At 64.7% G+C, this 25,255-nt stretch carries 23 protein-coding genes and 2 riboswitches; of the genes, 5 read left to right on the top strand and 18 right to left on the bottom strand.

From position 1 onward, the window contains the following. From QU481_RS11595 to QU481_RS11555, 9 genes are all read right to left on the bottom strand, one after another. The coding region (locus tag QU481_RS11595) for an aminodeoxychorismate synthase component I (protein WP_289830167.1) at positions 1-1,280 on the bottom strand (1,280 nt) is incomplete at its 3' end. Positions 1,281-1,387: 107 nt separating this feature from the next. Beyond that, positions 1,388-2,629, bottom strand: coding sequence for a beta-ketoacyl-ACP synthase II (fabF, locus tag QU481_RS11590; protein WP_289830166.1), 1,242 nt, complete (start codon positions 2,627-2,629; stop codon positions 1,388-1,390). A 175-nt stretch (positions 2,630-2,804) separates the two neighbouring features. Next, on the bottom strand, positions 2,805-3,044 hold the full coding sequence (acpP, locus tag QU481_RS11585) for an acyl carrier protein (RefSeq protein ID WP_289830165.1): 240 nt from the start codon (positions 3,042-3,044) through the stop codon (positions 2,805-2,807). 116 nt (positions 3,045-3,160) lie between these two features. Further along, positions 3,161-3,904: a 3-oxoacyl-ACP reductase FabG gene (gene fabG, locus QU481_RS11580; RefSeq protein WP_435382734.1), complete on the bottom strand. Its 744-nt coding sequence runs from the start codon at positions 3,902-3,904 to the stop codon at positions 3,161-3,163. Positions 3,905-3,955: 51 nt separating this feature from the next. Then, positions 3,956-4,885, bottom strand: a complete 930-nt coding sequence (gene fabD / locus QU481_RS11575) for an ACP S-malonyltransferase (protein ID WP_289830163.1) — start codon at positions 4,883-4,885, stop codon at positions 3,956-3,958. A gap of 105 nt (positions 4,886-4,990) precedes the next feature. Further along, positions 4,991-5,950, bottom strand: a complete 960-nt coding sequence (locus QU481_RS11570) for a beta-ketoacyl-ACP synthase III (RefSeq protein WP_289830162.1) — start codon at positions 5,948-5,950, stop codon at positions 4,991-4,993. A 7-nt stretch (positions 5,951-5,957) separates the two neighbouring features. After that, positions 5,958-6,995: a phosphate acyltransferase PlsX gene (plsX, locus tag QU481_RS11565; protein WP_289830161.1), complete on the bottom strand. Its 1,038-nt coding sequence runs from the start codon at positions 6,993-6,995 to the stop codon at positions 5,958-5,960. A 77-nt stretch (positions 6,996-7,072) separates the two neighbouring features. After that, a complete protein-coding gene (gene rpmF / locus QU481_RS11560) occupies positions 7,073-7,252 on the bottom strand; it encodes a 50S ribosomal protein L32 (RefSeq protein ID WP_289830160.1) in 180 nt (59 codons plus the stop codon). A gap of 31 nt (positions 7,253-7,283) precedes the next feature. After that, positions 7,284-7,847, bottom strand: coding sequence for a YceD family protein (locus QU481_RS11555; RefSeq protein WP_289830159.1), 564 nt, complete (start codon positions 7,845-7,847; stop codon positions 7,284-7,286). On the opposite strand from QU481_RS11555, the gene QU481_RS11550 reads away from it, so the two are divergent. From QU481_RS11550 to pncB, 3 genes are all read left to right on the top strand, one after another. Beyond that, entirely contained in the window at positions 7,846-8,424 is a 579-nt protein-coding gene (locus QU481_RS11550; RefSeq protein WP_289830158.1) for a Maf family protein, read from the top strand. The genes QU481_RS11555 and QU481_RS11550 overlap by 2 nt on opposite strands. Further along, the gene (locus QU481_RS11545) at positions 8,424-9,128 is read left to right on the top strand and encodes an SAM-dependent methyltransferase (RefSeq protein WP_289830156.1); all 705 of its coding nucleotides are present in this window, start codon (positions 8,424-8,426) and stop codon (positions 9,126-9,128) included. Before QU481_RS11550 ends, QU481_RS11545 begins: the two co-directional genes overlap by 1 nt. A 98-nt stretch (positions 9,129-9,226) precedes the next feature. Beyond that, entirely contained in the window at positions 9,227-10,438 is a 1,212-nt protein-coding gene (gene pncB / locus QU481_RS11540) for a nicotinate phosphoribosyltransferase (RefSeq protein ID WP_289830155.1), read from the top strand. Positions 10,439-10,483: 45 nt separating this feature from the next. Here pncB and QU481_RS11535 read toward each other — a convergent pair whose 3' ends face one another. The 6 genes from QU481_RS11535 to QU481_RS11510 form a co-directional block, all read right to left on the bottom strand. Further along, on the bottom strand, positions 10,484-11,344 hold the full coding sequence (locus tag QU481_RS11535) for a Rossmann-like and DUF2520 domain-containing protein (protein ID WP_289830154.1): 861 nt from the start codon (positions 11,342-11,344) through the stop codon (positions 10,484-10,486). A 123-nt stretch (positions 11,345-11,467) separates the two neighbouring features. Continuing rightward, positions 11,468-14,326, bottom strand: coding sequence for an aminomethyl-transferring glycine dehydrogenase (gcvP, locus tag QU481_RS11530; RefSeq protein ID WP_289830153.1), 2,859 nt, complete (start codon positions 14,324-14,326; stop codon positions 11,468-11,470). A 72-nt stretch (positions 14,327-14,398) separates the two neighbouring features. Then, entirely contained in the window at positions 14,399-14,785 is a 387-nt protein-coding gene (gene gcvH / locus QU481_RS11525; RefSeq protein WP_289830152.1) for a glycine cleavage system protein GcvH, read from the bottom strand. Between the two features lie 75 nt (positions 14,786-14,860). Beyond that, complete coding sequence (gene gcvT, locus QU481_RS11520; protein WP_289830150.1) at positions 14,861-15,952, bottom strand: glycine cleavage system aminomethyltransferase GcvT; 1,092 nt, start codon at positions 15,950-15,952, stop codon at positions 14,861-14,863. A 42-nt stretch (positions 15,953-15,994) separates the two neighbouring features. Beyond that, positions 15,995-16,101, bottom strand: a riboswitch (glycine riboswitch). Between the two features lie 18 nt (positions 16,102-16,119). After that, a riboswitch (glycine riboswitch) is annotated at positions 16,120-16,222 on the bottom strand. A gap of 132 nt (positions 16,223-16,354) precedes the next feature. After that, positions 16,355-17,209, bottom strand: a complete 855-nt coding sequence (locus tag QU481_RS11515; RefSeq protein ID WP_289830149.1) for a DUF1700 domain-containing protein — start codon at positions 17,207-17,209, stop codon at positions 16,355-16,357. After that, the gene (locus QU481_RS11510; RefSeq protein WP_289830148.1) at positions 17,206-17,571 is read right to left on the bottom strand and encodes a PadR family transcriptional regulator; all 366 of its coding nucleotides are present in this window, start codon (positions 17,569-17,571) and stop codon (positions 17,206-17,208) included. The genes QU481_RS11515 and QU481_RS11510 overlap by 4 nt, the downstream gene beginning before the upstream one ends. 493 nt (positions 17,572-18,064) lie before the next feature. Between QU481_RS11510 and QU481_RS11505 the strand changes: the two genes are divergently transcribed. Continuing rightward, complete coding sequence (locus tag QU481_RS11505; RefSeq protein WP_289830147.1) at positions 18,065-19,543, top strand: NCS1 family nucleobase:cation symporter-1; 1,479 nt, start codon at positions 18,065-18,067, stop codon at positions 19,541-19,543. A 123-nt stretch (positions 19,544-19,666) separates the two neighbouring features. Next, entirely contained in the window at positions 19,667-21,442 is a 1,776-nt protein-coding gene (gcl, locus tag QU481_RS11500) for a glyoxylate carboligase (RefSeq protein ID WP_289830146.1), read from the top strand. Between the two features lie 115 nt (positions 21,443-21,557). Here the strand turns inward: gcl and arcC are convergent, their stop codons facing one another. The 3 genes from arcC to QU481_RS11485 all read right to left on the bottom strand — a co-directional run bounded on the left by arcC (position 21,558) and on the right by QU481_RS11485 (position 25,088). Further along, positions 21,558-22,502: a carbamate kinase gene (gene arcC, locus QU481_RS11495; RefSeq protein WP_289830144.1), complete on the bottom strand. Its 945-nt coding sequence runs from the start codon at positions 22,500-22,502 to the stop codon at positions 21,558-21,560. A gap of 195 nt (positions 22,503-22,697) precedes the next feature. After that, entirely contained in the window at positions 22,698-23,708 is a 1,011-nt protein-coding gene (locus QU481_RS11490) for an ornithine carbamoyltransferase (RefSeq protein WP_289830143.1), read from the bottom strand. 147 nt (positions 23,709-23,855) lie between these two features. Continuing rightward, complete coding sequence (locus QU481_RS11485) at positions 23,856-25,088, bottom strand: arginine deiminase (RefSeq protein WP_289830142.1); 1,233 nt, start codon at positions 25,086-25,088, stop codon at positions 23,856-23,858. Between the last annotated feature and the right edge of the window lie 167 nt (positions 25,089-25,255).

The raw sequence follows: 25,255 nt of genomic DNA, 5'->3' as shown, positions 1-25,255 counted from the left end.
CCGAGCGCGCGCAACAGCCCGCGCACCTTGTGGCGGGTCTCCTGCAGTTCCCGTTCCGGATCGGAGTCGGCGACGATGCCGCCGCCGGTGCGGAAGCGCAGCCGGCTGCCCTCCTGCATGAAGGTGCGGATCAGGATATTGCTGTCCATTGTGCCGTCACGGTTGAGGTAGCCAAGCGTGCCGGTGTAGGCGCGCCGCGCGCTGTTCTCCAGCTCGCGGATGATCTGCATGGTGCGCACCTTCGGGCAGCCGGTGATGGTGCCGCCGGGGAACAGCGCGCGGAACACCTGGACGGTGTCGACGTCGTCTCGCAGGCGCCCTCGCACATTCGACTCGATGTGGTGCACGTAGGCATAGCTCGCCACTGCCATCAGCTCGTTCACCTCCACCGTGCCCGGCTGCGAGATGCGGCCCAGGTCGTTGCGCTCCAGGTCGATCAGCATCACGTGCTCGGCACGCTCCTTGATGCTGCTGATCAGCCGCTGTTTCAGCGCGGCGTCCTCGTCCGGATCGGTCGAGCGCGGATGGGTGCCGGCGATCGGCCGGGTATCGGCCCAGCCGTCGCGCACTCGCACCAGTCGCTCCGGCGAGGAGCTGACGATCTGCGCGTCGCCCAGGTCTGCCAAGGCCGAGAACGGTGCCGGGTTGGCGCGGCGCAGCGCGGCGAACAGGTCCGGCGCGGCGATGCCGTCGGCCAAGGTCGCACGCCAGCCGCGCGATATATTCACCTGGAACACATCGCCCTCGTAGATGTAGCGCTTGAGCCGCACCACCGCGTCGGTGTACCACTCCGGCGGATCCTCCTCGAGCGCGGCCAGTGCCACCGGCTGCGGCTGGAACGGCGGGACATGCTCGACGCTGCGCGCCAGTTCGACCCGTTCCGCCTCGCTCTCGGCCATCAGCCAGGCCTGCTGCTTCTCGCGGTCGACCAGCACGGCGGCCGGCACCCTGGAGAGGGCGGCGATCGGGAAGCTGTCCGGCAGCGCCGCCGGCACGGTTGGCTCGAAGGCCGACAGCAGGTCGTAGCCGAGGTAGACGAACCAGCCGCCGGTGAACGGCAAACCGTGCGGATTGGCGACGTCCTCGCGCGGCAGCGCGGCCAGATCGGCGAGAAACGCCGCTTCGTCACCGGCCTGGTAGACGCGGCGCTCGCGCGGCAGGGCCAGCAGCAGGTCCCAGCCGGTATCGCCGGACGACTGCAGCAGGTAGGGGAAACGGACGCGGTCGGCGGCATGGAGCGCCAACAGGTCGGGAATCGAGGCGAGAGGCTGACAGAACATGATGGCGCCATGAGAACGGCCCGGGTTGGCCGAAACCGTTGTAGCAAAAAGAAAACCGCTGCGAGTGTAACGCAGCGGTTTCGGGTGTCAACGCGGAACCGACGGAATCAGACCTGCTTGAATACCAGCGTGCCGTTGGTGCCGCCGAAGCCGAACGAGTTGGAGATCGCCACGCGGATGTTCATCTCGCGCGCTGTGTTGGCCACGTAATCGAGGTCGCAGCCGCCTTCGATGTCCTGTTCGTTCAGGTTGATGGTCGGCGGGGACACCTGGTTGTGCAGCGACAGCACCGAGTACACCGCCTCCACGCCGCCGGCGCCGCCGAGCAGGTGGCCAGTCATCGACTTGGTCGAGTTCACTACCAGCTTCCTGGCATGCTCGCCAAACGCCAGTTTCAGCGCGTTGGTTTCGTTGGCATCGCCGAGCGGAGTCGAGGTGCCGTGTGCGTTCACATAGTCCACTTCATCGGCGTTGATGCCGGCGTCACGCAGCGCGTTGGTCACGCCGCGTGCCGGGCCTTCTGCGCTCGGAGCGGTGATGTGGTGGGCATCCGAGCTCATGCCGAAGCCGGCGAGTTCGGCATAGATGGTCGCGCCGCGCTTCTTGGCATGTTCGTACTCTTCCAGTACCAGCACACCGGCGCCCTCGCCCATCACGAAGCCGTCGCGGCCCTTGTCCCACGGGCGGGAAGCGGTGGCCGGGTCGTCGTTACGGGTCGACAGCGCCTTCATCGCGGCAAAGCCGCCGATACCCAGACGCGAGATCGCGCCCTCGGCACCACCGGCGATCATGATGTCGGTGTCGCCGTACATGATGTTGCGCGCAGCGTCGCCGATGCAGTGCGCACCGGTGGTGCACGCCGACACGATGCCGTACGACGGGCCCTGATAGCCCTTCATGATCGTTACATGGCCGGCGATCAGGTTGATCAGCGAACCCGGAATAAAGAACGGGCCGATCTTGCGCGGGCCGCCGTTGATCAGGTCGACGCCGGTCTCCTCGATCAGCGGCAAGCCGCCGATGCCGGAGCCGATGTTGACGCCGACACGGGTCTTGTCGAGGTTCGGAATGTCGTCGAGGCCGGCGTCGGCGATCGCCTGCAGTGCGGCAGCGATGCCGTAGTGGATGAACACGTCCATACGACGTGCCTCCTTCGGCGCCAGATAGTCGCCGATATTGAAATCTTTCACCTCACCGGCGATCTGGCACGCCAGGTCGCCGGCGTCGAAGCGGGTGATGGTGGCGATGCCGGACTTGCCGGCGAGCAGATTCGCCCAGCCGCTGGCAACGTCGTTGCCAACCGGGGACACATGGCCGAGGCCGGTTACTACTACTCGTCGTTTGGACACGGGACTTTCTCCGTGAAGGCGGGAGGCGCCTCCCGATGATTCGAAACGGTAACACCCGATTGTGACAATCTTGCAGACATTCAAACGGCCGTTTCGGCGCTACTAATAACAAAAAGGACCCCTGCGAAAAGCGCTAGGCGCTTCCGTGCAGAGGTCCCTTCAGATGACAAGAAGCTTACTTGTTCAGGTGAGCCGACACGTAGTCGATAGCTTGCTGAACGGAAGTGATTTTTTCCGCATCTTCATCCGGGATCTCGCACTCGAACTCTTCTTCCAGTGCCATCACCAGCTCAACGGTATCGAGCGAGTCCGCGCCCAGATCGTCGACGAACGAAGATTCGTTCTTCACTTCGGCTTCGTTCACGCCCAGTTGTTCGGCGACGATCTTCTTGACGCGCTGTTCGATGTTTTCCATGGATAACCCTGTACCTTTCTGTGTGCGGGATATTCAAACCCGACAATTGTACTAAAAAAAATTAGAGCAGCCTACCTAATATCAGCGCGGCGACGGGGCCGCATTGGGCGGCCCGATTATGGCATCAACATGCCGCCGTTGATATGCAGGGTCTGACCGGTCACGTAGTTGGCACGATCGGACGCAAGGAACACCACCGCGTCGGCGATGTCCTTCGCCTCACCCAGGCGGCCCAGCGCGATCTGTTGCACCAGCGCCTCGCGCTGCGTTTCCGGCAGCGCACGGGTCATGTCGGTGTCGATGAAGCCCGGCGCGACGCAGTTGACGGTGATGTTGCGACTGCCCACTTCGCGCGCCATCGACTTGGTGAAACCGATGATGCCGGCCTTGGCGGCCGCGTAGTTGGTCTGGCCGGGGTTGCCCGTCACGCCGACCACCGAAGCGATGTTGATGATGCGGCCGAAACGCGCCTTCATCATGCTGCGCAGCACGGCCTTGGAAGCCTTGAACACCGACTTCAGATTGGTGTCCATGATCGCGTCCCAGTCCTCGTCCTTCATGCGCATCAGCAGCGTGTCGCGGGTGATGCCGGCATTGTTGACCAGCACGGCGATCGGGCCGAATTCCTTCTCCACCGACTCGATCAGCGCGTCGATCGCGCCTTCTTCGGTGACGTTCAGCACACGGCCGGCGCCCCCCTGGGCAACCAGACGCTCGCCGATTGCGGCCGCGCCCGACTCGGACGTGGCGGTGCCGATGACGATCGCGCCCTCGGCGGCCAGCTGTTCGGCGATCGCGGCACCGATGCCGCGCGAGGCGCCGGTCACCAGCGCCACTTTACCTTGCAAAGACATGCTCATTCCTTGAAAACAGGGCCGGTCCGGCGTCACGGCCGGACCGGCGAATCGGGGTCAGACCAGTTCGGAGCGCGCGGCGGCCAGCGCGGCCGCATCGGTCAGCGCGAAGGCCTTGAACTCGGCGTCGATGCGCTTGGCAAGGCCAGCGAGCACCTTGCCCGGGCCGCACTCGGCGCCCAGGCGGATGCCATCGGCGGCGAGCTTCTGCACCGTCTCGGTCCAGCGCACCGGGCTGTACAGCTGGCGGGTCAGCGCGTCGCGGATCTGCGCCGCATCGCTGTAACTCGCCACATCGGCATTGTGCAGCACTGGGATTGCCGGAGCGTTGATCGAGACAGCGGCGAGCGCAGCGGCCAGCTTGTCGGCGGCCGGCTTCATCAGTGCGCAGTGCGACGGCACCGACACCGGCAACGGCAGCGCACGCTTGGCCCCCTTGGCCTTGCAAAGCTGCATCGCGCGCTCGACCGCGCCTTTCGCGCCGGCGATCACCACCTGGCCCGGCGAGTTGAAGTTGACCGGCTCCACCACCTCGCCCTGCGCGGCTTCGGCGCAGGCGGCGCGGATATCGTCGTCGGACAGGTTAAGGATGGCGGCCATCGCGCCGGTGCCTGCCGGCACCGCGTCCTGCATCGCCTGGGCACGCAAGCGCACCAGACGCACCGCATCGGCAAAGCCGAGCGCGTCGGCAGCCACCAGTGCGGTGTATTCGCCCAGGCTGTGGCCGGCCAGCACGGCAGGCTTGGCGCCGCCCTCTGCCAGCCAGGCACGCCAAGTAGCGACGCCGGCGGCGAGCATCAGCGGCTGGGTGTTGACGGTGGCGTTGATCGCATCGGCCGAGTCGGCCTTGAGCATCGCCCACAAATCGTCGCCGAGCGCATCGGACGCTTCGGTGAAGGTGTCGCGAACCACGGCCAAGCCGTCAAAGCCGTCCATCATGTTGAGGCTTTGCGAACCCTGGCCTGGAAAGAAAAAGGCAAACGCCATCAGGTGTCTCCTTGTTGGCAATCGGCAGCAAGATACCACGACACGCCGCCCACCAGGCAAAAGCCGGCGGACGACGTGTCAGGTGGAAGAATCAATCGGTAAAGATCAGAAGCGCAACAGCACCGCGCCCCAAGTCATGCCGCCGCCGATGCCCTCGAGCATCACGGTCTGGCCTCGCTTGATGCGGCCGTCGCGCACGGCGGCGTCGAAGGCGAGCGGGATCGATGCGGCCGAGGTGTTGCCCTGCTCGGGCAGCGTCACGACCACGCGCTCCATCGGCAACCCAAGGTGCTTGGCGGTCGACTCGATGATGCGCACGTTGGCCTGATGAGGCACCAGCCAGTCGAGCTCGCTCTTGTCGAGGCCGGCCTCGGCCAGCGTCTTGGTGGCGATGTCGGACAGCGCCTTGACGGCGAACTTGAACACCGCCGGGCCGTCCATGTGCAGATAGGGGATACCCTGAATCTTGCCACCGGCGATCTGCGCCGGTGTGTTCAGGATATGCTGGTGACGGCCGTCGGCGGCGAGCTTGGAGCGGATGAGGCCCGGCTCGTCGGAGGCGCCCAGCACAACGGCGCCGGCGCCGTCGCCGAACAGCACGCAGGTGCGGCGGTCTTCCCAGTCGAGAATGCGCGTCATCACCTCGGCCCCGATCACCAGCACCTTATTGGCAACACCACTGAGGATGTGGCCGTTGGCGGTCGCCAGCGCGTAGACGAAGCCGGCGCACACCGCCTGCACGTCGAACGCAGCACAGTTCGGGATGCCGAGCTTTTCCTGCACAATGCAGGCGGTGCTCGGAAACTGCATGTCCGGGGTGGTGGTGGCGACGATGATCATATCGATCTCGTCCGGCGTCACACCGGCATTCTGCATCGCCGCGCGCGCGGCGCGCACCGCCAGGTCGCTGGTCAGCTCGTTATCGGCAGCAACGTGGCGCGAATGGATGCCGGTGCGGCTGACGATCCACTCGTCGCTGGTATCGACGCGCTCGGCAAGCTGCGCGTTGGTCAGCACGGTCTCAGGCAGGTAGCTGCCGGTGCCGAGAATGCGAGAGTAGGCCATAGGTGTCTTACTCGGTTGAACTGGACTCGGGCCGCTTGAGATTTTGGAGTTGGTCGGCAACCCGGTCAGCAATATTACCAATCACATTGGAGCTGGCTTCCTCGTAAGCCTGCGCCAGCGCAAAACGGAATCCTGTCACGTCAGCCCCGCCGTGGCTCTTCACCACGATGCCGCGCAAGCCCAGCAGGCTTGCGCCGTTGTAGCGGCGGGTGTCGGCGCGCTCGCGGAAGCGGTTGAGCACCGGCATCGCGGCCAGCGCACACAACCGGGTCCACCAGCTGCGGGTAAATTCTTCGCGCAGGAAGGTGGCAATCATCTTGGCCAGCCCCTCGGAGGCCTTCAGCGCCACATTGCCGGTAAAACCGTCAGTCACGATAACATCGACGGTACCCTTGTAGATATCGTTACCTTCGACATTGCCGTGGAAATTGAGTTCGGATTCTTTGAAGAGCTCGGCGGCCTGCTTGGCCGTCTCGTTGCCCTTGATGTCTTCCGAACCGATGTTGAGCAGGCCGACCGTGGGATTGGTCTTGCCCAGCACGCAGGACACCAGTTCGGCACCCATGATGCCGAACTGCAACAGCTGCTCGGGGCTACTGTCGACGTTGGCGCCCAGGTCGAGCACGCAACTGAGCCCCTTCATGTTCGGCATCAGCTTCGCGATGGCCGGGCGATCAATGCCCGGGATCGTCTTGAGCACGAAGCGGGCGGTCGCCATCAACGCGCCGGTATTGCCGGCCGACACCGCAGCCTGCGCCTGGCCCTCTTTGACGAGGTTGATCGCCACGCGCATCGACGAGTCTTTTTTGTTCTTCAGCGCCGACTGCGGCGCTTCGTCCATGCCCACCACCTCGGACGCGGCTTGCACGCGAATGCGTTCCTGCGGTGCGCGCAGACGCACGAGTTCCTCCTGGATTGCGACTTCGTCGCCGACCAGGATCAGATGGACGTGGGGAGTGTCTTGGAGGAATCGGATGGATGCCGGGACGGTGACCTTGAGGCCAACGTCACCGCCCATGGCATCGACCGCTACGGTGATAGTCATCAACACCTGCGGTAGTGAACCTACCTGTTGTTTTGGAAGGTTTGGTTTGTTACGTAAAAGTGGTGGCTAAGGTGCGATTACTCGCCCTTGGCCTTCACCACTTTGCGGCCACGGTAGAAACCGTTCGGGCTAACGTGGTGGCGCAGGTGAGCTTCACCAGTGGTCGGCTCTTTGGCCAGGGCCGGAGCGGTGAGAAAATCGTGGGCACGGTGCATGCCGCGCTTGGACGGGGACTTTTTGTTCTGTTGAACAGCCATGGTCGACTCCTGAAAAATTCAGTAAAACGGGTTACTCGGACGCGGATTTCTTCAGCTTGGCCAGCACGGCAAACGGATTGGGTTTGTCGTTCTTGGCGCGCTCAAGAGCTTCCGTGCCGCATACCTCGTGTTTCGGGGCAAACGGCAAGCCCATGATGATTTCGTCTTCGATCAGCGCGATCACGTCCATTTCCGGCTCGGCCAGGATGGCGTCCAGCTCTTCGTCCTCGGTCGCGGCTGCCTCGAGTTTTTCCTGATCGAAAAACAGCACAACGTCGGCACGCGTCGAGAGCGTTTCCGTCATCGCTTCGAGACAGCGCTGACACGGCACGTTCAGGGTCACATTGACCGTGAGCGTGAGGTGCGGGCGCCGGAGCCTGTCCACGCTGCCTACCAGCACGAATTCGGCCTCGCCGCTCGTGTCGGCCAGGCTGTCGTGCACGCGCGGATCGAGCTCGGCCACGGCAATTTTGCCGGTGCGAGTACGACCTTCGCGGGCGAACGCGACGGGATCAATCAAAATCGGGTTAGACATAAACGACGGATGATATAATCCGCCGCCTGTTTTTGTCAAAAGAATCAAGCCCTCACCCATGCCGCTCGTTCTCGCTTCCACCTCGCGCTTCCGGCGCGAAATCCTCGCCCGCCTGCCGCTGCCATTCGAAGCGGTGGCGCCGGTCTGCGACGAAACGCCGCTGGCCGGCGAATCGGCGCTCGCCACCGCGGTACGCCTCGCCCGCGTCAAGGCGCAGTCGCTGGCCGCACGCCATCCGGACGCGCTGATCATCGGTTCGGACCAGGTGGCATTGCTCGACGACCAACAGATCGGCAAACCCGGGACGGTCGAGAACGGCATCGCGATGCTCAAGTGGATGAGCGGACGCACCGTCACGTTCCACACCGCGCTGGCCTTATATAACAGTGCGACCGGCCATCTGCAGGAAGCGGTCGACCTCACCCATGTCACCCTGCGGGTGCTGACCGATGCGCAGATCACCCGCTATTTCGAGCTGGAACCGGACGCGATCCACTGTGCTGGTGCAGCCAAGAGCGAAGGGCTGGGAGGCGCACTGATCGAGAAGATCGAATCAACCGACCCGAACGCGCTGATCGGCCTGCCGCTGTTTGCGCTGATCACGATGCTGAACAACGAAGGCGTGGAGATTCTGTAATGGCCGGTACCCTGTTTCTGATCCCGACACCGCTTGGCGACGAGAGCGTGGCCTGGCTGCCCGAGGCCGAGCGCGCCCAGGTGTTGCATATCACCCACTTCGTCGTCGAGGCCGAGAAGACCGCACGCCGCCACCTGAAGGCGCTCGGCGTGACCACACCGATCCGCGAATTGACGATGAGCACGCTGAACGAGCACACGCCGCCGGCCGACGTGGCTGCGCTGCTGGCACCGTTGGCCGAAGGGCACGATGTCGGCCTGGTGTCAGAGGCCGGCTGTCCGGCAGTGGCCGATCCGGGGGCGCAGCTGGTGGCGCTGGCGCACGAGCGCGGCTACCGGGTGCAGCCGCTGATCGGCCCCTCGTCGATTCTGCTGGCGCTGATGGCGTCCGGCGCCAACGGCCAGACCTTCGCCTTCAAAGGCTACCTGCCGGTGGATGCCGCCGAACGCGCCAAGGTGCTGAAGGCCCTGGAGGCACGCTCGCGCCAGGAAAACGAGACCCAGCTGTTTATCGAGACGCCGTACCGCAACAATGCGCTGCTGGCGCAGTGCCGCGAGGTGCTGTCGCCGAGTACCCGGCTGGCGGTCGCCTGCGATCTGAACCTGCCGAGCCAGACCATCGTCAGCCGCCGCATCGCCAACTGGCCGAACCCGGCGCCAGACTTTCACAAGCGGCCGGCCATCTTCGTGCTGTACGCCGGCTGAGCGCGCCGCTTAGCGCCGGCATGATCGATCAGACTCTGATATAGCTGCCGTCGGCATTTGCCGACGGCAGTCCTCCTTCATAGGCATATAATCAGGCGATGAAGACCCTCCATCGCCATATCATCACCTCGCTGCTCGACACAGACCTATACAAGTTCACCATGCTGCAGGTGGTGTTGCACCAGTTCCCCGCCGCCTGGGGCGAATACGAGTTCAAGTGCCGCAACACCCCGCTCTACCCGCTGGGCGAACTGAAGGAGGAACTGGACGAACAGCTCGACCTGCTCTGTCAGTTGAGCTTCAGCCAAGAAGAGCTCAATTACCTGCGCTCGCTGCGCTACATCAGGGCCGACTTCGTCGACTATCTGGAACTGTTCCACCTGCAGCGCCGCTTCATCACCACCGAGATCGCCGCCGACGGTGGACTGGACATCCGGGTGAAGGGACCGCTGGTGCAGGCGATGTTCTTCGAGATCTTCGTGCTGGCGATCGTCAACGAACTGTATTTCCAGCGGCTGTCGACACCGGAAATGCTGCAGGAAGGGCAGCGCCGCCTCACCGAGAAGATCGCCCGCCTGCTCAAGTTCGAGGCGGAGCAGAGCCACCACCACGACGGACCGCTGCTGCTCGCCGACTTCGGCACCCGCCGCCGCTTCAGCCGCGACTGGCACCACCAACTGGTCGGCGAGCTCAATGCCGCGGTACCAGCCATCTTCCGCGGCACCAGCAACGTCTATCTGGCCTGGAAACTCGGCGTTATACCAATCGGCACGATGGCGCACGAGTTCCTGCAGGCATTCCAGGGGCTCGGCGTGCGGCTACGCGACTTCCAGAAGGCCGCACTGGAAGCATGGGTGCAGGAATACCGCGGCGACCTAGGCATTGCGCTGACCGACGTGGTCGGCATGGACGCGTTCCTGCGCGACTTCGACCTGTATTTCGCCAAGCTGTTCGACGGCCTGCGCCACGACAGCGGCGATCCGTTCGACTGGGGCGAAAAGGCGATCCGCCACTACAAGGCGCTGCGCATCGATCCGGCGACCAAGATGCTGACCTTCGGCGACGGCCTCGACATCGACAAGGCGATCGAGCTGTTCCGCCACTTCGACGGCCGGATCCAGACCAGCTTCGGCATCGGCACCAACCTGAGCAACGACATGGGCGTGGAAGCGCTGCAGATCGTGATGAAGCTGGTCAGCTGCAACGGCCAGCCGGTCGCCAAGCTGCCGGACAGCCCGGGCAAGATAATGTGCAGCGACGAGACCTTCCTCGCCTACCTGCGCCAGGTGTTCAACGTAACGACGCGCTGAGCACCCAATGATTGGCCGAATCCTCGCCGGTTCGGCCGGTCCACCTCAATCCCGCAGCATAGCCAGCAGCGCTCCTCGCTGCGCCGCATCGAGTCGCCCTGCAGCGAGCGTGACGGTGCGCTCGCCTAGGCGCCGGTATGCCGCCTGCGCATCGTCGGGCAGCACCGCCAGGTGCCGCGCCACCGTGCCGGCGTCGCCGCGCACGATCGGGCCGGTCAGCGCCGCGGCCGGCCCCAGCATCAGCGCATTCTCCAATGTCTGGCGCATCAGGGGGCCGATCAGGCCGGCGACATTCTCATCCGGCACGCCCGCCTGCCGCGCCAGCTGTCCGGCCAGTTCGGTCAGCGTCACCAGGTAATTAGATGCCACCGACAGCGCCGCATGGTAGGCGGCCTTGCCACCCGCAGCCAACCGGAACGGCCGGCCGCCGATCGCCGTTGCCAGCGCCGCCAGCCGCGCACAGACCACCTCGTCGCCATCGAGCGCACACGGCGTGCCGACAAAACCGGCGACCGCCCGTGCCGGCTCGGCAAAGGAATAGGCCGGGTGCAGGCAGCCGACGGCAATGCCGCACTCGGCCAACGGCGCCAGCAGATCGAGTTCGCCGGCACCGCTGGCATGAAACACCAGCGCATTCGCCTCGAAGCGCGCCTCGCACGCCAACACCTCGGCCAAGCCGGCGATTGCGCCGTCCGGCACAGACAACAGCGTATAGTCCGCCGCCGGCAGCGCCGCCAGGGTCCCGACCGCCTCGCCCTGCCCGATGAACGCCACCGCCCGCGCCGACGACTCCGGGTGCGCCGACAGCACGCCGGCGATCCGGTAGCACCCCGAGTCGGCCAGGAGCCGGCCCAGGCTCTGCCCGAGCCGGCCGGCCCCGACGATGTTGACGCTTGCGCTGCTCATCTCTCTGCCCCCTCTTCATTTCATCAGGCGACCGACTCTACCTCCCCGTTTCGCCTGCCACAATGCGACCATAAAAAAACGGCTCCCCGAAGGGAGCCGTTGAGCGTGAGACCGAATGCGCGCTTACAGATACGCGTCGACGCTCGGGCAGCTGCACACCAGGTGACGGTCGCCGTACACGTCGTCGATACGGTTCACCGACGGCCAGAACTTGTTCTCGGCCACGTACGGCAGCGGGAACACCGCTTCCTCGCGACTGTACGGGTGGACCCATTCGCCGATCACGTCGGCCTGGACGTGCGGTGCGTTCTTCAGCGGGTTGTCTTCGGCCGGCCAGATGCCCTGCTCGACCTTGGCGACTTCCTCGCGGATCGCGATCATCGCGGCGATGAAGCGATCGAGCTCGACCTTCGACTCGGACTCGGTCGGTTCGATCATCAGCGTGCCCGGCACCGGGAAGCTCATCGTCGGCGCGTGGAAGCCGTAGTCCATCAGACGCTTGGCGATGTCGACCTCGGTGATGCCCGACGCGGCCTTCAGCGGACGCAGGTCGATGATGCACTCGTGGGCGACACGGCCGTTCTTGCCGGTGTACAGCACCGGATAGTGGCCGGAAAGCTTGGTGGCGACGTAGTTGGCGTTCAACAGCGCCGCTTCGGTCGCCTCGCGCATGCCGTCCGCGCCCATCATCGTGATGTACATCCACGGGATCGGCAGGATCGATGCCGAGCCGAACGGTGCAGCCGATACGGCACCCTCGCCCGGCTGCGCGCCCGGCACCGAAGCGACCACGTGGTTCGCCATGAACGGAGCCAGATGCGCCTTCAGGCCGATCGGGCCCATGCCCGGCCCGCCGCCGCCGTGCGGGATGCAGAAGGTCTTGTGCAGGTTCATGTGCGACACGTCGGCGCCGATGTCGGCCGGACGGCACAGGCCGACCTGGGCGTTCAGGTTGGCGCCGTCCATGTAGACCTGGCCGCCGTGGCTATGCACCAGTTCACAGATCTCGCGCACCGCTTCCTCGAATACGCCGTGCGTCGACGGGTAGGTCAGCATCAGTGCGGCGAGGTCCTGAGCGTGCTCCTCGGTCTTCGCCTTCAGGTCGGCGACGTCGATGTTGCCGGCGTCGTCGCAGTCGACCACGACCACCTTCATGCCCATCATCTGCGCGGTGGCCGGGTTGGTGCCGTGCGCCGAACGCGGGATCAGGCAGATGTCGCGCTGGGTGTCGCCGCGGCTGTCGTGGTAGCGGCGGATCGCCAGGAGACCGGCGTACTCGCCCTGCGCGCCGGAGTTCGGCTGCATAGAGATCGCGTCGAAGCCGGTGATCGCCTTCAGCTGCTCGGCGAGGCCCTCGATCATCTCGAGGTAGCCGGCGGTCTGCTCGCGCGGTGCGAACGGGTGGATCTCGGCGAACTCGCGCCAGGTGATCGGCAGCATCTCGCTGGTGGCGTTCAGCTTCATCGTGCAGCTGCCCAGCGAGATCATCGAGTGATTCAGCGCCAGGTCCTTGTTCTCGAGTTTCTTCAGATAGCGCAGCATCTCGTGCTCGCTATGGTGCGTGTTGAACACCGGGTGCGTCAGGATCGCGCTCTCGCGGCGCAGGCCGGCGAGATAAGCATCGTCGCGTACCGACTCGTCCAGCGCCTGCAGGTTGGGCGCAGTACCGGTGAACAGCTCGATCAGCTTGATCAGGTCTTCCTCGGTGGCCTGCTCGTGGAACGAGACGCCAAGCACGCTGCCGTCGGCCTTGCGCAGGTTGTAGCCGGCGGCGAGGGCGTCGCTGTACACCTTGTCGACCTTCGCGCCCAGCTCGACCTGCACCGTGTCGAAGAAGCAGTGGGATGCCAGCATGAAGCCGGCACTCTTCATCGCGTGCGCAAACAGCGCGGCGAGACGATGGATACGCTCGGCGATGCGTGTCACGCCGGCAGCACCGTGGTAGACGGCGTAGAAGCCGGCGATGTTGGCCAGCAGTACCTGCGAGGTGCAGATGTTCGAGTTGGCCTTCTCGCGGCGGATGTGCTGCTCGCGGGTCTGCAGCGCCATGCGCAGCGCCGGACGGCCCTTGGCGTCGACCGACACGCCGATGATGCGGCCCGGTGCCGAGCGCTTCATTTCGTCCTTGAACGCGAAGTAGGCAGCGTGCGGGCCGCCGAAGCCCATCGGCACGCCGAAGCGCTGCGACAGGCCCACCGCGATTTCGGCGCCCATCTCGGCCGGCGATTTCAACAGCACCATCGCCATGATGTCAGCGGCGACGATGCTCACCGCGCCGCGCGCCTTCGCCGCGGCGATGTGCGGGGTCAGGTCGATCAGGTCGCCGGCTTCGCCCGGGTACTGGAAGATCGCGCCGAAGTAGTCGGCGTTGCCGGCCTCTTCCGGATGGCCGAGCACCAGCTCGAAGCCGAAGTGCGCGGCGCGGGTCTTGATCACGTCGAGCGTCTGCGGCAGCACGCGGCTGTCGACGAAGAACTGGTTGGACTTCGACTTGGACACGCGGCGTGCCATCGCCATCGCTTCGGCAGCGGCGGTTGCCTCGTCGAGCATCGACGCGTTGGCGACGTCGAGGCCGGTCAGGTCGATGATCATTTGCTGGAAGTTCAGCAGCGCCTCCAGGCGACCCTGGGCGATCTCGGCCTGGTACGGAGTGTAGGCGGTGTACCAGCCCGGGTTTTCCAGCACATTGCGCAGGATCACCGTCGGCAGGCGGGTCGGGTGGTAACCGAGGCCGATGAACGACTTGTTGATGACGTTTTTCTTGGAGATCGCGCGCAGCTTGGCGAGCGACTCGATCTCGGACAGCGCGTCCGGCAGCGCCAGCTTCTGGTTGAAGCGGATATCGGCCGGCAGGGTCTGGTCGACCAGCTCGGCACGGGTTTTCAGGCCCAGTTCAGCCAGCATCGCAGCCGCGTCGGCATCGTCGATGCCGATGTGGCGCGACACGAATTCGTTGTGATTAAACAGTTCAGAGAGCGTCATGGTGCGTGCGTCCAGCTAATGCTTAATGGCAAAACGCCCCGTGCGGACACAGGGCGTTTGACGGGGTCAGGCTTAGGCGCCGATTTCCTTGGCGTAAGCTTCGGCAGTCATCAGGCCGTCCAGGTCGGCGACGTTGGCCGGCTTGATCTTGAAGAACCAGCCCTCGGCGTACGGCGCGGTGTTGGCCTGCTCCGGCTCGGCTTCCAGGCCTTCGTTGACGGCGACCACTTCACCGGCGATCGGAGAGTACACGTCGGAGGCGGCCTTCACCGACTCGACCACGCCAGCCTGCTCGTCACGGGCGAGGGTGGCGCCGACCTTCGGCAGCTCTACGAACACCACGTCGCCGAGCAGCTCTTGGGCGTGGTCGGTGATGCCAACGGTCACGGTACCGTCGGTTTCAAGGCGCAGCCATTCATGGCTTTCGACGTATTTCAGTTCGGCAGGAATCTGGCTCATGGGTAGTTTCTCTCTCAGGATGACGGAACGGTCCGGCCGAATACGCGGTCCGGCCGAGCCAAGGTTCAATCGGGATTATTCGTAGACTTTTTTGCCGTTACGCACGAACGGCAGCTTGACGACACGCACCAGCGTCAGCGTACCACGCAGATCGACCGCCGCGACATCGGCGGTGGCCTTGGGCACGCGGGCGATCGCGATCGATAGCTTCAGCGTCGGCGAGAAGGTGCCGCTGGTGATCACACCTTCGCCGATCCCGTCGACGACGACGCGCATGCCTTCGCGCAGCACGCCGCGACTTTCCATCACCAGGCCGACCTGCTTCATCGCCACGCCGGCGACCTTTTGCGCTTCCAGCGCCTTACGGCCGATGAAGTCGCGCTCCGCCGGTTCCCACGCCACCGTCCAGCCCATGCCGGCTTCCAGCGGCGAGATGCTCTCGTCCATGTCGTGGCCGTACAGGTTCATGCCGGCCTCGAGGCGCAGCGTGTCGCGGGCGCCCAGGCCCGTCGGGGTCACGCCGGCGCCGATCAGCGCGGTGAAGAAGGCCGGTGCTTCGGCGGCCGGCACCATGATTTCCAGGCCGTCCTCGCCGGTGTAGCCGGTGCGGGCGACGAACCACTCGCCAAACGGCAGGCCCTGGAACACCTTGAGGCCGCGGATCTGCTCGGCCCAGTCCGGTTTCACCGCACAGACCTTGTCGATCGCGTTCGGGCCCTGCACCGCCAGCATCGCCAAGTCGTCGCGCACGGTCAGCGTCACGTCGCGGCCTTCGCTGGTCTTCTTCAACCAAGCGATGTCCTTTTCACGGGTGCCGGCGTTCACCACCATGCGGTAGCCGGTTTCGGCCAGGTAGACGATCAGGTCGTCGATCACGCCGCCCTGCTCGTTGAGCATGCCGGAGTACAGCGCCTTGCCGACGAAGCCGAGCTTGGCCACGTCGTTGGCCAACAGGCTGCGCAGCCAGTCGCGCGCATCGGCACCGGTGATGTCGATCACCACCATGTGCGAGACGTCGAACATGCCGGCATCGGCACGCACGACTTCGTGTTCTTTCAGCTGGGAGCCGTAATGGATCGGCATCGACCAGCCGGCGAATTCGACCATCTTGGCGCCGGCGTCGATATGGGATTGGTACAGCGGGGTACGGCGGGGTGCTTGTGTCATCGGGGCGGATCCTTGGCAGCCAGTGTGTGCAATTCCCTCACTACACACCCCTCTGTCCCGGACACCTGAGATTTTCGGATGGCGTTGCCACCCTTAGCCCCTTCGGTGGGCGCCGTGTCTGGCACGCGCCGCTCTCCAGAGTTTGGTCGGTGGGCCGATCGGCCACCGTGTCCCATACAGTCCTTTTGCCTGAGCGATTGCGGGTGCGCTTGCGCCTTCGGCGGCCGCCCATTCCTTCGGGGGAAAGCGGCTCTCTCCTGCATGTTGCGCGGATTATCGTGGCTGGCCGGCCGAATGGCAAGCCGGTTTTAGCTTCATGTCAAGCCATACCGCGGTACCATGCCGCCACGTCATGCCTCGGCGCGACGGCACGCCGACGAACGGTCCCGCCGACCTTGTGCCTCAGACGCGCACTGCCTCTTTGCGCTCGCCCGACAGCAGCGACAACTGATAACGACCGAAGCGTGCCAGGCCTCGCCAGGTCGCCCTCACCAGCACCACCGCGATCGCAAGGCCAACCCCGCCGGCCAGCAGCAGCGCCAGACCTGTCACCAGCAGGACCGAACGGTCGGGCAGGTCGGGCAAGCCCTCCAGCCCCTGCAGCTCGACCACGCCGTCGTCACCGGTGAGCTGCAGGCGGCTGATCGAGCCATCGGCGCTACGCTCCAGCCGCACTGCACCGTCGGCGCCGGACGCCTCGATGCGCGTGGCACCGGTCGCCGCGTCGCGGTGTATCACCACGCGGTCGCCCTGCCCGCCCTGGATATTGACCAGCGGCCGCGCGCTGTCGGACGTGCTGGCGACCCAGGCCACGCCGCTGCCGTGGTGGAACAGCACCGGCTCGATCGCCGGCCAGCCGAACAGGCTGTTGCTGGCCCAGAGTCCAGTCAGCAGCACCCCGCCGAACAGCAGGCTGCACGACACCACGAAGCCGAGCGTCAGAAAGCCCAGGTAGATCATGAACGGGATCGCCAGCACGAAGTTGAGCACGCCAAGCCCTGCCATCGCCCCGATCACCCCGAACAGGTTGCCGACCGAGCGGCGAGACTCCCATGCCTGCAGCTTGGCCTTGGCCTGGAATTCGCGGGCGAGCCGCTGCGGGTCGCCGAGCGACGCTGCCACCTCCTCTTCGCTACGGCCATCGGCGAGCGCGTCGCGGAAATACTCGGCGTAGTCGGCGAGGATGTCCTGCCGTTCGGCCGCCGGCAGGCCGGCCAGCGCCGCCTCCAGCTGCCGCATGAATGTCTGCTGATTCATTTGTTGCCTCCCTGCGGATTGTCCCGTTTTATCGCCCCGGCCGCGCTCCCCTGCGGCGGTACCAGCACACTGTTCACCTCGGCGACGAACTCCTGCCACTCGGTCTGCATCGAGGCCAGACTGTCGTGCCCGGCCTCGGTCAGTGCGTAGTACTTGCGCGACGGGCCGCTCGGCGATTCGACCAGATAGGTGCTCACCCAGCCCTCACCCTGCAAGCGGCGCATCAGCGGATAGATCGTGCCCTCGCTGATCTCCATGCAGTCGGCCAGCCGGCTGACCAGTTCGTAGGCGTAGCTGTCGGCGCGTGCCAGCAGCGCGAGGACGCACATCTCCAGCGTGCCCTTTTTCAGTTGTGTCTTCACTCATCCTTCCTTGGCTGGCGCGGCGGCGCCCCTCTACTTTGCAATGCAAGGCACTACGGCGGCAGTAACCACGCGATGGCTCTCGGCTGCAGTATATGAACAGATACCTTGCATTACAAGGTACATTGCAAAACCTAGCTGAAGATCGACCGAGTCGAACCGAGCGGCCATATCCCGTACCTGCTCTTGCTCTTTTGGCGGCAGTAACCCGCTACTGATAAATGCCGCCCGAAGGGAAAGACCCGCTGCCGTATCGTCCACTGCCAGAGCAGATGACCGCCGCCCGCCAAGTCGAACTCCCCGCTTGGCAGCCTGCCGGTTTCTTCACGGCGAAGCTTTCTATAGTGGGCTAAAAGCCGCTAACAACAGCCCGCGAAGCGGTTCCGGCCAGGCACGCTGCCGCAGACAGTACAGGAAGTACGGCAAGGCAGCGCAACAACGCCGGAAGGGTCTTGTTCGCGGCTTTAAATGGCTATCGCAGCCGGGAGGTAACATGTCCTTTTCACCCCCACTCGGTGCCGACGCACCGCATCCAGAACCCGACGAACAAATCGAAGCGGCCGATCCGCGCCTCTACAACCACGACCTCGCCCCGGTGCCTATGAGCAAGCGCACTTGGACCGGCTACAGCATCTTCGCGATGTGGATGTCCGACGTTCACAGCGTCGGCGGCTACACCTTCGCCGCCAGCCTATTCCTGCTCGGCATCTCCGGCTGGCAGGTGCTGCTGGCGATGACCGTGGGCATCCTGTGCGTGTACGTGCTGATCAATTGGGTCGGCAAGCCAAGCCAGGTTCACGGCATCCCGTTTCCGGTGATGGCCCGGGTCAGCATGGGCGTGATGGGCGCGAACCTGGCCGCGCTGATCCGCGGCATAGTCGGCATCGTCTGGTACGGCGTGCAGACCTATTTCGCGTCGAAGGCGGTCGCCACCTTGCTGCTGTTGTTCGTGCCGTCCGCCATCGCGCTGCGCGACGCGAGCTTCTTGCGCCTAGACGGGCTCGGCTGGGTCTGCTTCCTATTCATGTGGTTGTTCCAGCTGATCATCTTCCAGCGCGGCATGGAGACCATCCGCCGCTTCATCGACTTCTGCGGCCCGGCTGTCTACGTGGTGATGTTCGTGCTGATGGGCTGGATCCTGTCACAGGCCGGCCTCTCCAGCCTTAACCTGACACTGGGTGGCAAGGTCCTGTCCGGCGGCGAGCAGTGGTTCGGCATGGGCGACGCAGTATTGCTGGTGATCAGCTACTTCGCCGCACTCTTGCTCAACTTCGGCGACTTCGCGCGCTTCGCCAAGAGCGAGCATCAGATGAAGGTGGGCAACTTCCTCGGCCTGCCGGTCAACTTCATCGTATTCGCGATCGTCACGGTGATCGTCACTTCCGGCAGCGCCAAGGTGTTCGGCTCGATGATCATGGACCCTGTCGAGATCGTCGCGCGGATCCAGAACAAGTTTGCGGTGGTGATCGGTAGCCTCACCTTCGTCGTCGCCACGATGGGCATCAACATCGTCGCCAACTTCGTCTCGCCGGCGTACGACATCGCCAACCTGTTCCCGAAGCACGTCGACTTCAAGAAGGGCGGCCTGATCGCGTCGATCCTCGCCGTGCTGGTCTGCCCATGGATCTTCGTCGAAAGCCCGAAGGCGATCGACATCTTCGTCAGCATCTTCGGCGCCGTGCTGGCACCGTTGTACGGCGTGATGATGGCCGACTTTTACCTGGTCAAGCGCCAGGTCGTGAAAACGGCCGAACTCTATACCATGGCGCCGACCGGGCGCTTCTACTACGACGGCGGCTGGAACCGGGGCGGGCTGATCGCGCTGCTGATATCCGGCCTGATCTCGGTCGGCTGGGAAATCAGCACGCAGCTGTTGAAGCTGCTGCCCGCCAACAACTTTGGCTGGATTATCGGCGCGACGGCCGGCGCGCTGATCTACACCGGGCTGATGCGGAGCATGAAACGGACCTAGCCCGCCCGACCGTCAAGCCCCCCCCGTTCCGGCCACGCAGGCCAAAGCACCGGCAGCACACGGGAAGGAGCCGCATATCAGCATTCATTCACACAAGAGGGGACTAATCCAGGAGACAGCACCATGGCCAAGATGAGCGCCGCCGAAGCGGCAGTCCGGGTGATGGAACGCGAAGGCATCGTACTGGCATTCGGGATTCCCGGCGCCGCCATCAACCCCCTATACGCGGCGATGAAGAAAATCGGCAGCATCGACCACATACTGGCCCGTCACGTCGAGGGTGCCTCGCACATGGCGGAGGGCTATACCCGGGCCCGCGCCGGCAATATCGGCGTGTGCATCGGCACCTCCGGGCCGGCCGGCACCGACATGATCACCGGTCTCTACTCCGCGTCGGCCGACTCCATTCCCATCCTGTGCATCACCGGCCAGGCGCCGCGCGCACGGCTGTACAAGGAAGACTTCCAGGCGGTCGACATCGAGTCCATCGCCAAGCCGGTAGCGAAATGGGCGATCACCGTGCGCGAACCGGCGCTGGTGCCGCGCGTGTTCCAGCAGGCCTTCCAGCTGATGCGCTCCGGCCGACCGGGCCCGGTGCTGATCGACCTGCCGTTCGACGTGCAAATGGCCGAAATCGAGTTCGACCCGGATACCTACTCGCCGCTGCCGCTCTACAAGCCGCAGGCCACCCGCGCCCAGATCGAGAAGGCGCTCACGATGTTGAACGAGGCCGAGCGCCCGCTGATCGTCGCCGGCGGGGGCATCATCAACGCCGACGCCCCCGAACTCCTGGTCGAGTTCGCCGAGATTACCGGCGTGCCGGTCATCCCGACGCTGATGGGCTGGGGCACGATTCCGGACGACCATCCGCTGATGGTCGGCATGGTCGGCCTGCAGACCTCGCACCGTTACGGCAATGCCACAATGCTCGCATCCGACTTCGTGCTCGGCATCGGCAACCGCTGGGCCAACCGCCACACCGGCTCGGTCGACGTCTACACCAAGGGGCGTCGCTTCGTGCACGTCGACATCGAACCGACGCAGATCGGCCGAGTGTTCTGCCCCGACTACGGCATCGTGTCGGACGCCAAGGCGGCGCTGCAGCTGTTCGTCGACGTGGCCAGCGAATGGCGCGGCGCCGGCAAGCTCAAGGACCGCGGTGACTGGGTCGCACAATGCCGCGAGCGCAAGCGCACCATGCTGCGCAAGACCAACTACGACGACGTGCCGATGAAGCCGCAGCGCGTCTACCAGGACATGAACAGCGCCTTCGGCAAGGACACCTGCTATGTCAGCACCATCGGTCTGTCGCAGATCGCCGCGGCGCAGTTCCTGCACGTGTTCAAGCCGCGCCACTGGATCAATTGCGGCCAAGCCGGTCCGCTAGGCTGGACCATCCCCGCCGCGCTCGGCGTGCGCGCTGCCGACCCTGCCCGCAAAATCGTCGCGCTGTCGGGCGACTACGACTTCCAGTTCATGATCGAGGAGCTGGCTGTCGGTGCGCAGTTCAATCTGCCGTATATTCACATCGTCGTGAACAACGCCTACCTGGGGCTGATCCGTCAAGCCCAGCGCGGCTTCAATATGGATTACTGCGTGCAGCTCGCCTTCGAGAACATCAATGCGCCCGGAGTGGAAGGCTACGGCGTCGACCATCTCGCCGTCGTCCAAGGGCTGGGCTGTAAGGCGATTCGCGTACACAAGCCGGAGGAGATTGCCCCCGCGATCGAGCAGGCCGAGAAGTGGATGGCCGAGTTCAAGGTGCCGGTCGTGATCGAAATCATCCTCGAGCGCGTCACTAATATCTCGATGGGCACCGAGATCGACAACGTCGTCGAGTTCGAGGAGCTCGCCGTCAGCCCCGCCGATGCGCCGACGGCGATCGGGCTCTTGGACTGAGCTCACCCACCACGCGAAGACGGCTCAAGGTTGGTCGAATCGGCTTCGGCCAACCTTCACCCTCACCAAAGGCGGCCCGCGGGCCGCCCTCTTCTTCACGCTTCACTCGCCCCGCTCAGTACCACTCGATGCCATTCACCTCGGTGCTGATCACCGTGCCGGCCTCGCCCTTCACGATCGCCTCGATATCCTCCAGCGCGCCGATCACCGCGCGCTTACCGGTCAGCCGTGCAAACTCGCACGCCGCTTCCACCTTCGGCCCCATCGAGCCGGCCGCGAAGCCGAGCTTGTCCATCTCGTCCGGGTGCACTCGCTTGATCGCCTTCGCCTCCGGAGTCCCCCAGCCGACGAACACGGTCTTCACGTCGGTGGCGATCACGAAGTAGTCCGCCTCCACTTCGCGCGCCAGCAGCGCCGAGGCCAGGTCCTTGTCGATCACCGCTTCGACGCCGACCAGCTTGTCGCCCTGGTACAGGGTCGGGATGCCGCCGCCGCCGGCGGCGATCACCACGGCGCCCTTCTCGATCATCCACTTGATCGGGCGCATTTCGAAGATGCGTTTCGGGCGCGGCGAGGGCACCACGCGGCGGAAGTAGTCGCCGTCGGCCTTGACGGTCCAGCCGTGTTCGGCGGCCAGTTGGTCGGCTTCTTCCTTGCTGTACACCGGGCCGACGAACTTGGTCGGGTTCTGGAACGCCGGGTCGGCGGCGTCCACTTCGGTCTGGGTGAGGATGGTGGCCAGCGGCACTTCGAACGGCAGCTCGTTGCCGAGCTCCTGTTCGATCATGTAGCCGATCATCCCTTCGGTCTGCGCGCCGAGCACGTCAAGCGGGTATGGGGTGACCTTCTCGTCGACGTGACGGGCGTAGGCATCGTTCTGCAGGCCGAGCAGGCCGACCTGCGGGCCGTTGCCGTGGCACATCACCAGGTTGTGGCCGAGCCGGGTGACGGCGGCCAACTGCTTGGCGGCCACTTGCACGTTGGCGCGTTGGTTTTGGGCGGTCATGGCTTCGCCACGACGTTGCAGGGCGTTGCCGCCCAAGGCGACGACTACTCGCATGATGAGTCCTTTCGGGAGCCGGTCGGCGTGTGGCCAGCCGGCCTGAAGCTGAATGAGACCGGCCGACCCGCCCGATGCGGGGGATCGGCCGGGATGGCGCTACCGTGTTAGTGAGCGGCGACGCATTCGTGGTTGGGGCAAGGCGCCGGCGGCGGAGCCCCGGCAACGCGGCACCGGCCCCGAAGGCTAGGCCGCTTAGCCGGCCAGCGTGGACACCAGGATGGCCTTGATGGTGTGCATGCGGTTCTCGGCCTGCTCGAAGGCGATGCATGCTTCCGACTCGAACACCTCTTCGGTCACTTCGATGCCATTGGCCAGCTCCGGATACTGCGCGGCGATTTCCTTGCCGACCTTGGTTTCCGAGTTGTGGAACGCCGGCAGGCAGTGCATGAACTTCACCACCGGATTGCCGGCCGCCTGCATCAGCGCGGCGTTGACTTGGTACGGCTTGAGCAGCTTGATGCGCTCGGCCCACACCTCGGCCGGTTCGCCCATCGACACCCACACGTCGGTGTGGATGAAGTCGGTGCCCTTCACCGCTTCCTGGGCGTCTTCGGTCAGGGTGATCTTGGCGCCGGTCTTCTCGGCGATGGCACGGCATTCGGCCACCAGCTCGTCATGTGGCCACAGGTGCTTCGGTGCGCCGATGCGCACGTCCATGCCCAGCTTGCAGCCGATCACCAAGAGCGAGTTGCCCATGTTGTTGCGGGCGTCGCCGAGGTAGGTATAACTGATCTGCGAGATCGGCTTGTCGCTGTGCTCCCACATGGTCAACACGTCGGCCAGCATCTGGGTCGGGTGGAATTCGTCGGTCAGGCCGTTGTACACCGGCACCCCGGCGTATTTGGCCAGCTCGTGCTCGACCATCTCCTGGTCAAAGCCGCGGTATTCGATCGCGTCGTACATGCGGCCCAGCACCCGGGCGGTGTCCTTCATCGATTCCTTGTGGCCGATCTGCGAGCCGGACGGGCCGAGGTAGGTGACGTTGGCGCCCTGGTCGAAGCAGGCCACTTCGAACGCGCAGCGGGTGCGGGTCGAGGTCTTTTCGAAGATCAGCGCGACATTCTTGCCCTTCAGGTGCTGCTGTTCGGTGCCGCTGTACTTGGCACGCTTCAGGTCGCGGGCCAAGTCGAGCAGGTAGCGGATCTCACGCGGAGTGAAGTCCAGCATCTTGAGGAAGTTGCGGTTGCGCAGATTGAAAGCCATGTTGCAGCTCCTGATTAGAGTCGGTCTGGCAAGCGGCCGCGTGGGACGGAATGGGTCGGACGCGGTCGACCTGTCGGTCGGTTTGAATTCGGGTTGAAACGGGGGATCAGGTTCGGCCAACCGCATGGTCGGCCGAACCGGCCCGACTTACAGCTTCACTTCGTCACGGATGACCGGGCAGGTCATGCAGTGACCGCCGCCACGGCCACGGCCGAGTTCGGACGCCGGGATCTCGATCACTTCCACACCGTGCTCGCGCATCCGCCGGTTGGTGTAGGTGTTGCGGTCGTAGGCCACCACCACGCGGCGATCCAGCGCCACCACGTTGTTGCCGTCATCCCACTGTTCGCGTTCGCGCTGGTACAGGTCACCGCCGGTCTGGATCACGCGGATGGACGACAGGCCCAGCGCCTCTTTCACCACATCGAGGAACGACTTGCCTTCATGGCGCTCGAAGCGGATCTCGCCCTCGCGGTCACCGGCGTACATGCTGGTGCAGACGATCTCATCGACCACGTCCGGGTACACTGACAACAGGTCGATGTCGAGGAAGGAGAACACGGTATCGAGGTGCATCGCGGCGCGCGACTTCGGCATCTGGCAGGCAATCACGCGGGTGGCGCCGCCCTCCTTGCCCAGCACGCGCTTGGCCACCTGCACCACCGCCTGCGGGCTGGTGCGCTCGCCCATGCCGATCAACACCACGCCGTTGCCGATCGGCATCACGTCGCCGCCTTCCAGCGTGGCCGGGCCGTGGTCCTGGTCGCTGCCGCCCCACCACACGTTGACCTTGCCGGCAAAGTACGGGTGAAACTGGTACACCGATTGCAGGATCAGCGTTTCCTGGCGGCGCGCCGGCCAGTACATCGGGTTGAGGGTGACGCCCTCGTATATCCAGCAGCTCGGGTCGCGCTGGAACAAGGTGTTCGGCACCGGCGGCAGTACGAAGTCGGACCGGTCGAGGTAACCGCCGAACAGGCCTTTCGGGTCGAACGGCAGATCGGCCTTGGCGATGCCGCCGATCAGATGTTCGGCCAACTGCGCAGACACCATGTCGTTGAGCCAACCGCGCAGATCGCCGAGCATGCCGACCCCGACATTGTCGGCCTTGACCTTGCGGTCGAGGATCCAGGTACGGGCAGCCTTGTCGTCCAGCACCTTGGCCAGCGCATCGTGCAGCTCGATCACCTGGATGTCGCGGGCGCGCATCTGCTCGACGAAGTAGGCGTGGTCCTTCTGGGCGCGTTCGACCCAGATCACGTCGTCGAACAGCAGCTCCTGGCAGTTGGCCGGCGTCAGGCGCTTGTGGGCCAAGCCGGGGCGGCACACCATCACGCTGCGCAACTTGCCGCACTCAGAATGAACACCGAACTTGCTCATGGCTCTTCCTTTCGTTTCTTGCTGGAGTGGTTGTCCCCGCTCCGAACTTGCCGGACCGCGCACCTGCGCAATCCCTAAACCCGAGTGAGTGACGCCGACAGCTCGTCGTCTCGGTAGCGCCCAAAGCATTCGTTACAAAGAATGTAATGAAATACTTATTTTTACTC

The sequence above is a fragment of the Crenobacter oryzisoli genome, from assembly GCF_030385785.1.
Lineage (GTDB): Bacteria > Pseudomonadota > Gammaproteobacteria > Burkholderiales > Chromobacteriaceae > Crenobacter_A > Crenobacter_A oryzisoli.
Note: the sequence above shows the minus strand (reverse complement) of the source record. Positions and strands in the feature narration are given on the sequence as shown.

Bases quoted from the DNA above. Each gene is read 5' to 3' on its own strand.
- acpP (WP_289830165.1), bottom strand. From the start codon at position 3,044: ATGGAAAACATCGAACAGCGCGTCAAGAAGATCGTCGCCGAACAACTG.
- fabG (WP_435382734.1), bottom strand. From the start codon at position 3,904: ATGAGCATGTCTTTGCAAGGTAAAGTGGCGCTGGTGACCGGCGCCTCG.
- fabD (WP_289830163.1), bottom strand. From the start codon at position 4,885: ATGGCGTTTGCCTTTTTCTTTCCAGGCCAGGGTTCGCAAAGCCTCAAC.
- QU481_RS11570 (WP_289830162.1), bottom strand. From the start codon at position 5,950: ATGGCCTACTCTCGCATTCTCGGCACCGGCAGCTACCTGCCTGAGACC.
- plsX (WP_289830161.1), bottom strand. From the start codon at position 6,995: ATGACTATCACCGTAGCGGTCGATGCCATGGGCGGTGACGTTGGCCTC.
- rpmF (WP_289830160.1), bottom strand. From the start codon at position 7,252: ATGGCTGTTCAACAGAACAAAAAGTCCCCGTCCAAGCGCGGCATGCAC.
- QU481_RS11550 (WP_289830158.1), top strand. From the start codon at position 7,846: ATGCCGCTCGTTCTCGCTTCCACCTCGCGCTTCCGGCGCGAAATCCTC.
- QU481_RS11555 (WP_289830159.1), bottom strand. From the start codon at position 7,847: ATGGGTGAGGGCTTGATTCTTTTGACAAAAACAGGCGGCGGATTATAT.
- QU481_RS11545 (WP_289830156.1), top strand. From the start codon at position 8,424: ATGGCCGGTACCCTGTTTCTGATCCCGACACCGCTTGGCGACGAGAGC.
- pncB (WP_289830155.1), top strand. From the start codon at position 9,227: ATGAAGACCCTCCATCGCCATATCATCACCTCGCTGCTCGACACAGAC.
- QU481_RS11535 (WP_289830154.1), bottom strand. From the start codon at position 11,344: ATGAGCAGCGCAAGCGTCAACATCGTCGGGGCCGGCCGGCTCGGGCAG.
- gcvP (WP_289830153.1), bottom strand. From the start codon at position 14,326: ATGACGCTCTCTGAACTGTTTAATCACAACGAATTCGTGTCGCGCCAC.
- gcvH (WP_289830152.1), bottom strand. From the start codon at position 14,785: ATGAGCCAGATTCCTGCCGAACTGAAATACGTCGAAAGCCATGAATGG.
- gcvT (WP_289830150.1), bottom strand. From the start codon at position 15,952: ATGACACAAGCACCCCGCCGTACCCCGCTGTACCAATCCCATATCGAC.
- QU481_RS11515 (WP_289830149.1), bottom strand. From the start codon at position 17,209: ATGAATCAGCAGACATTCATGCGGCAGCTGGAGGCGGCGCTGGCCGGC.
- QU481_RS11505 (WP_289830147.1), top strand. From the start codon at position 18,065: ATGTCCTTTTCACCCCCACTCGGTGCCGACGCACCGCATCCAGAACCC.
- gcl (WP_289830146.1), top strand. From the start codon at position 19,667: ATGGCCAAGATGAGCGCCGCCGAAGCGGCAGTCCGGGTGATGGAACGC.
- arcC (WP_289830144.1), bottom strand. From the start codon at position 22,502: ATGCGAGTAGTCGTCGCCTTGGGCGGCAACGCCCTGCAACGTCGTGGC.
- QU481_RS11490 (WP_289830143.1), bottom strand. From the start codon at position 23,708: ATGGCTTTCAATCTGCGCAACCGCAACTTCCTCAAGATGCTGGACTTC.
- QU481_RS11485 (WP_289830142.1), bottom strand. From the start codon at position 25,088: ATGAGCAAGTTCGGTGTTCATTCTGAGTGCGGCAAGTTGCGCAGCGTG.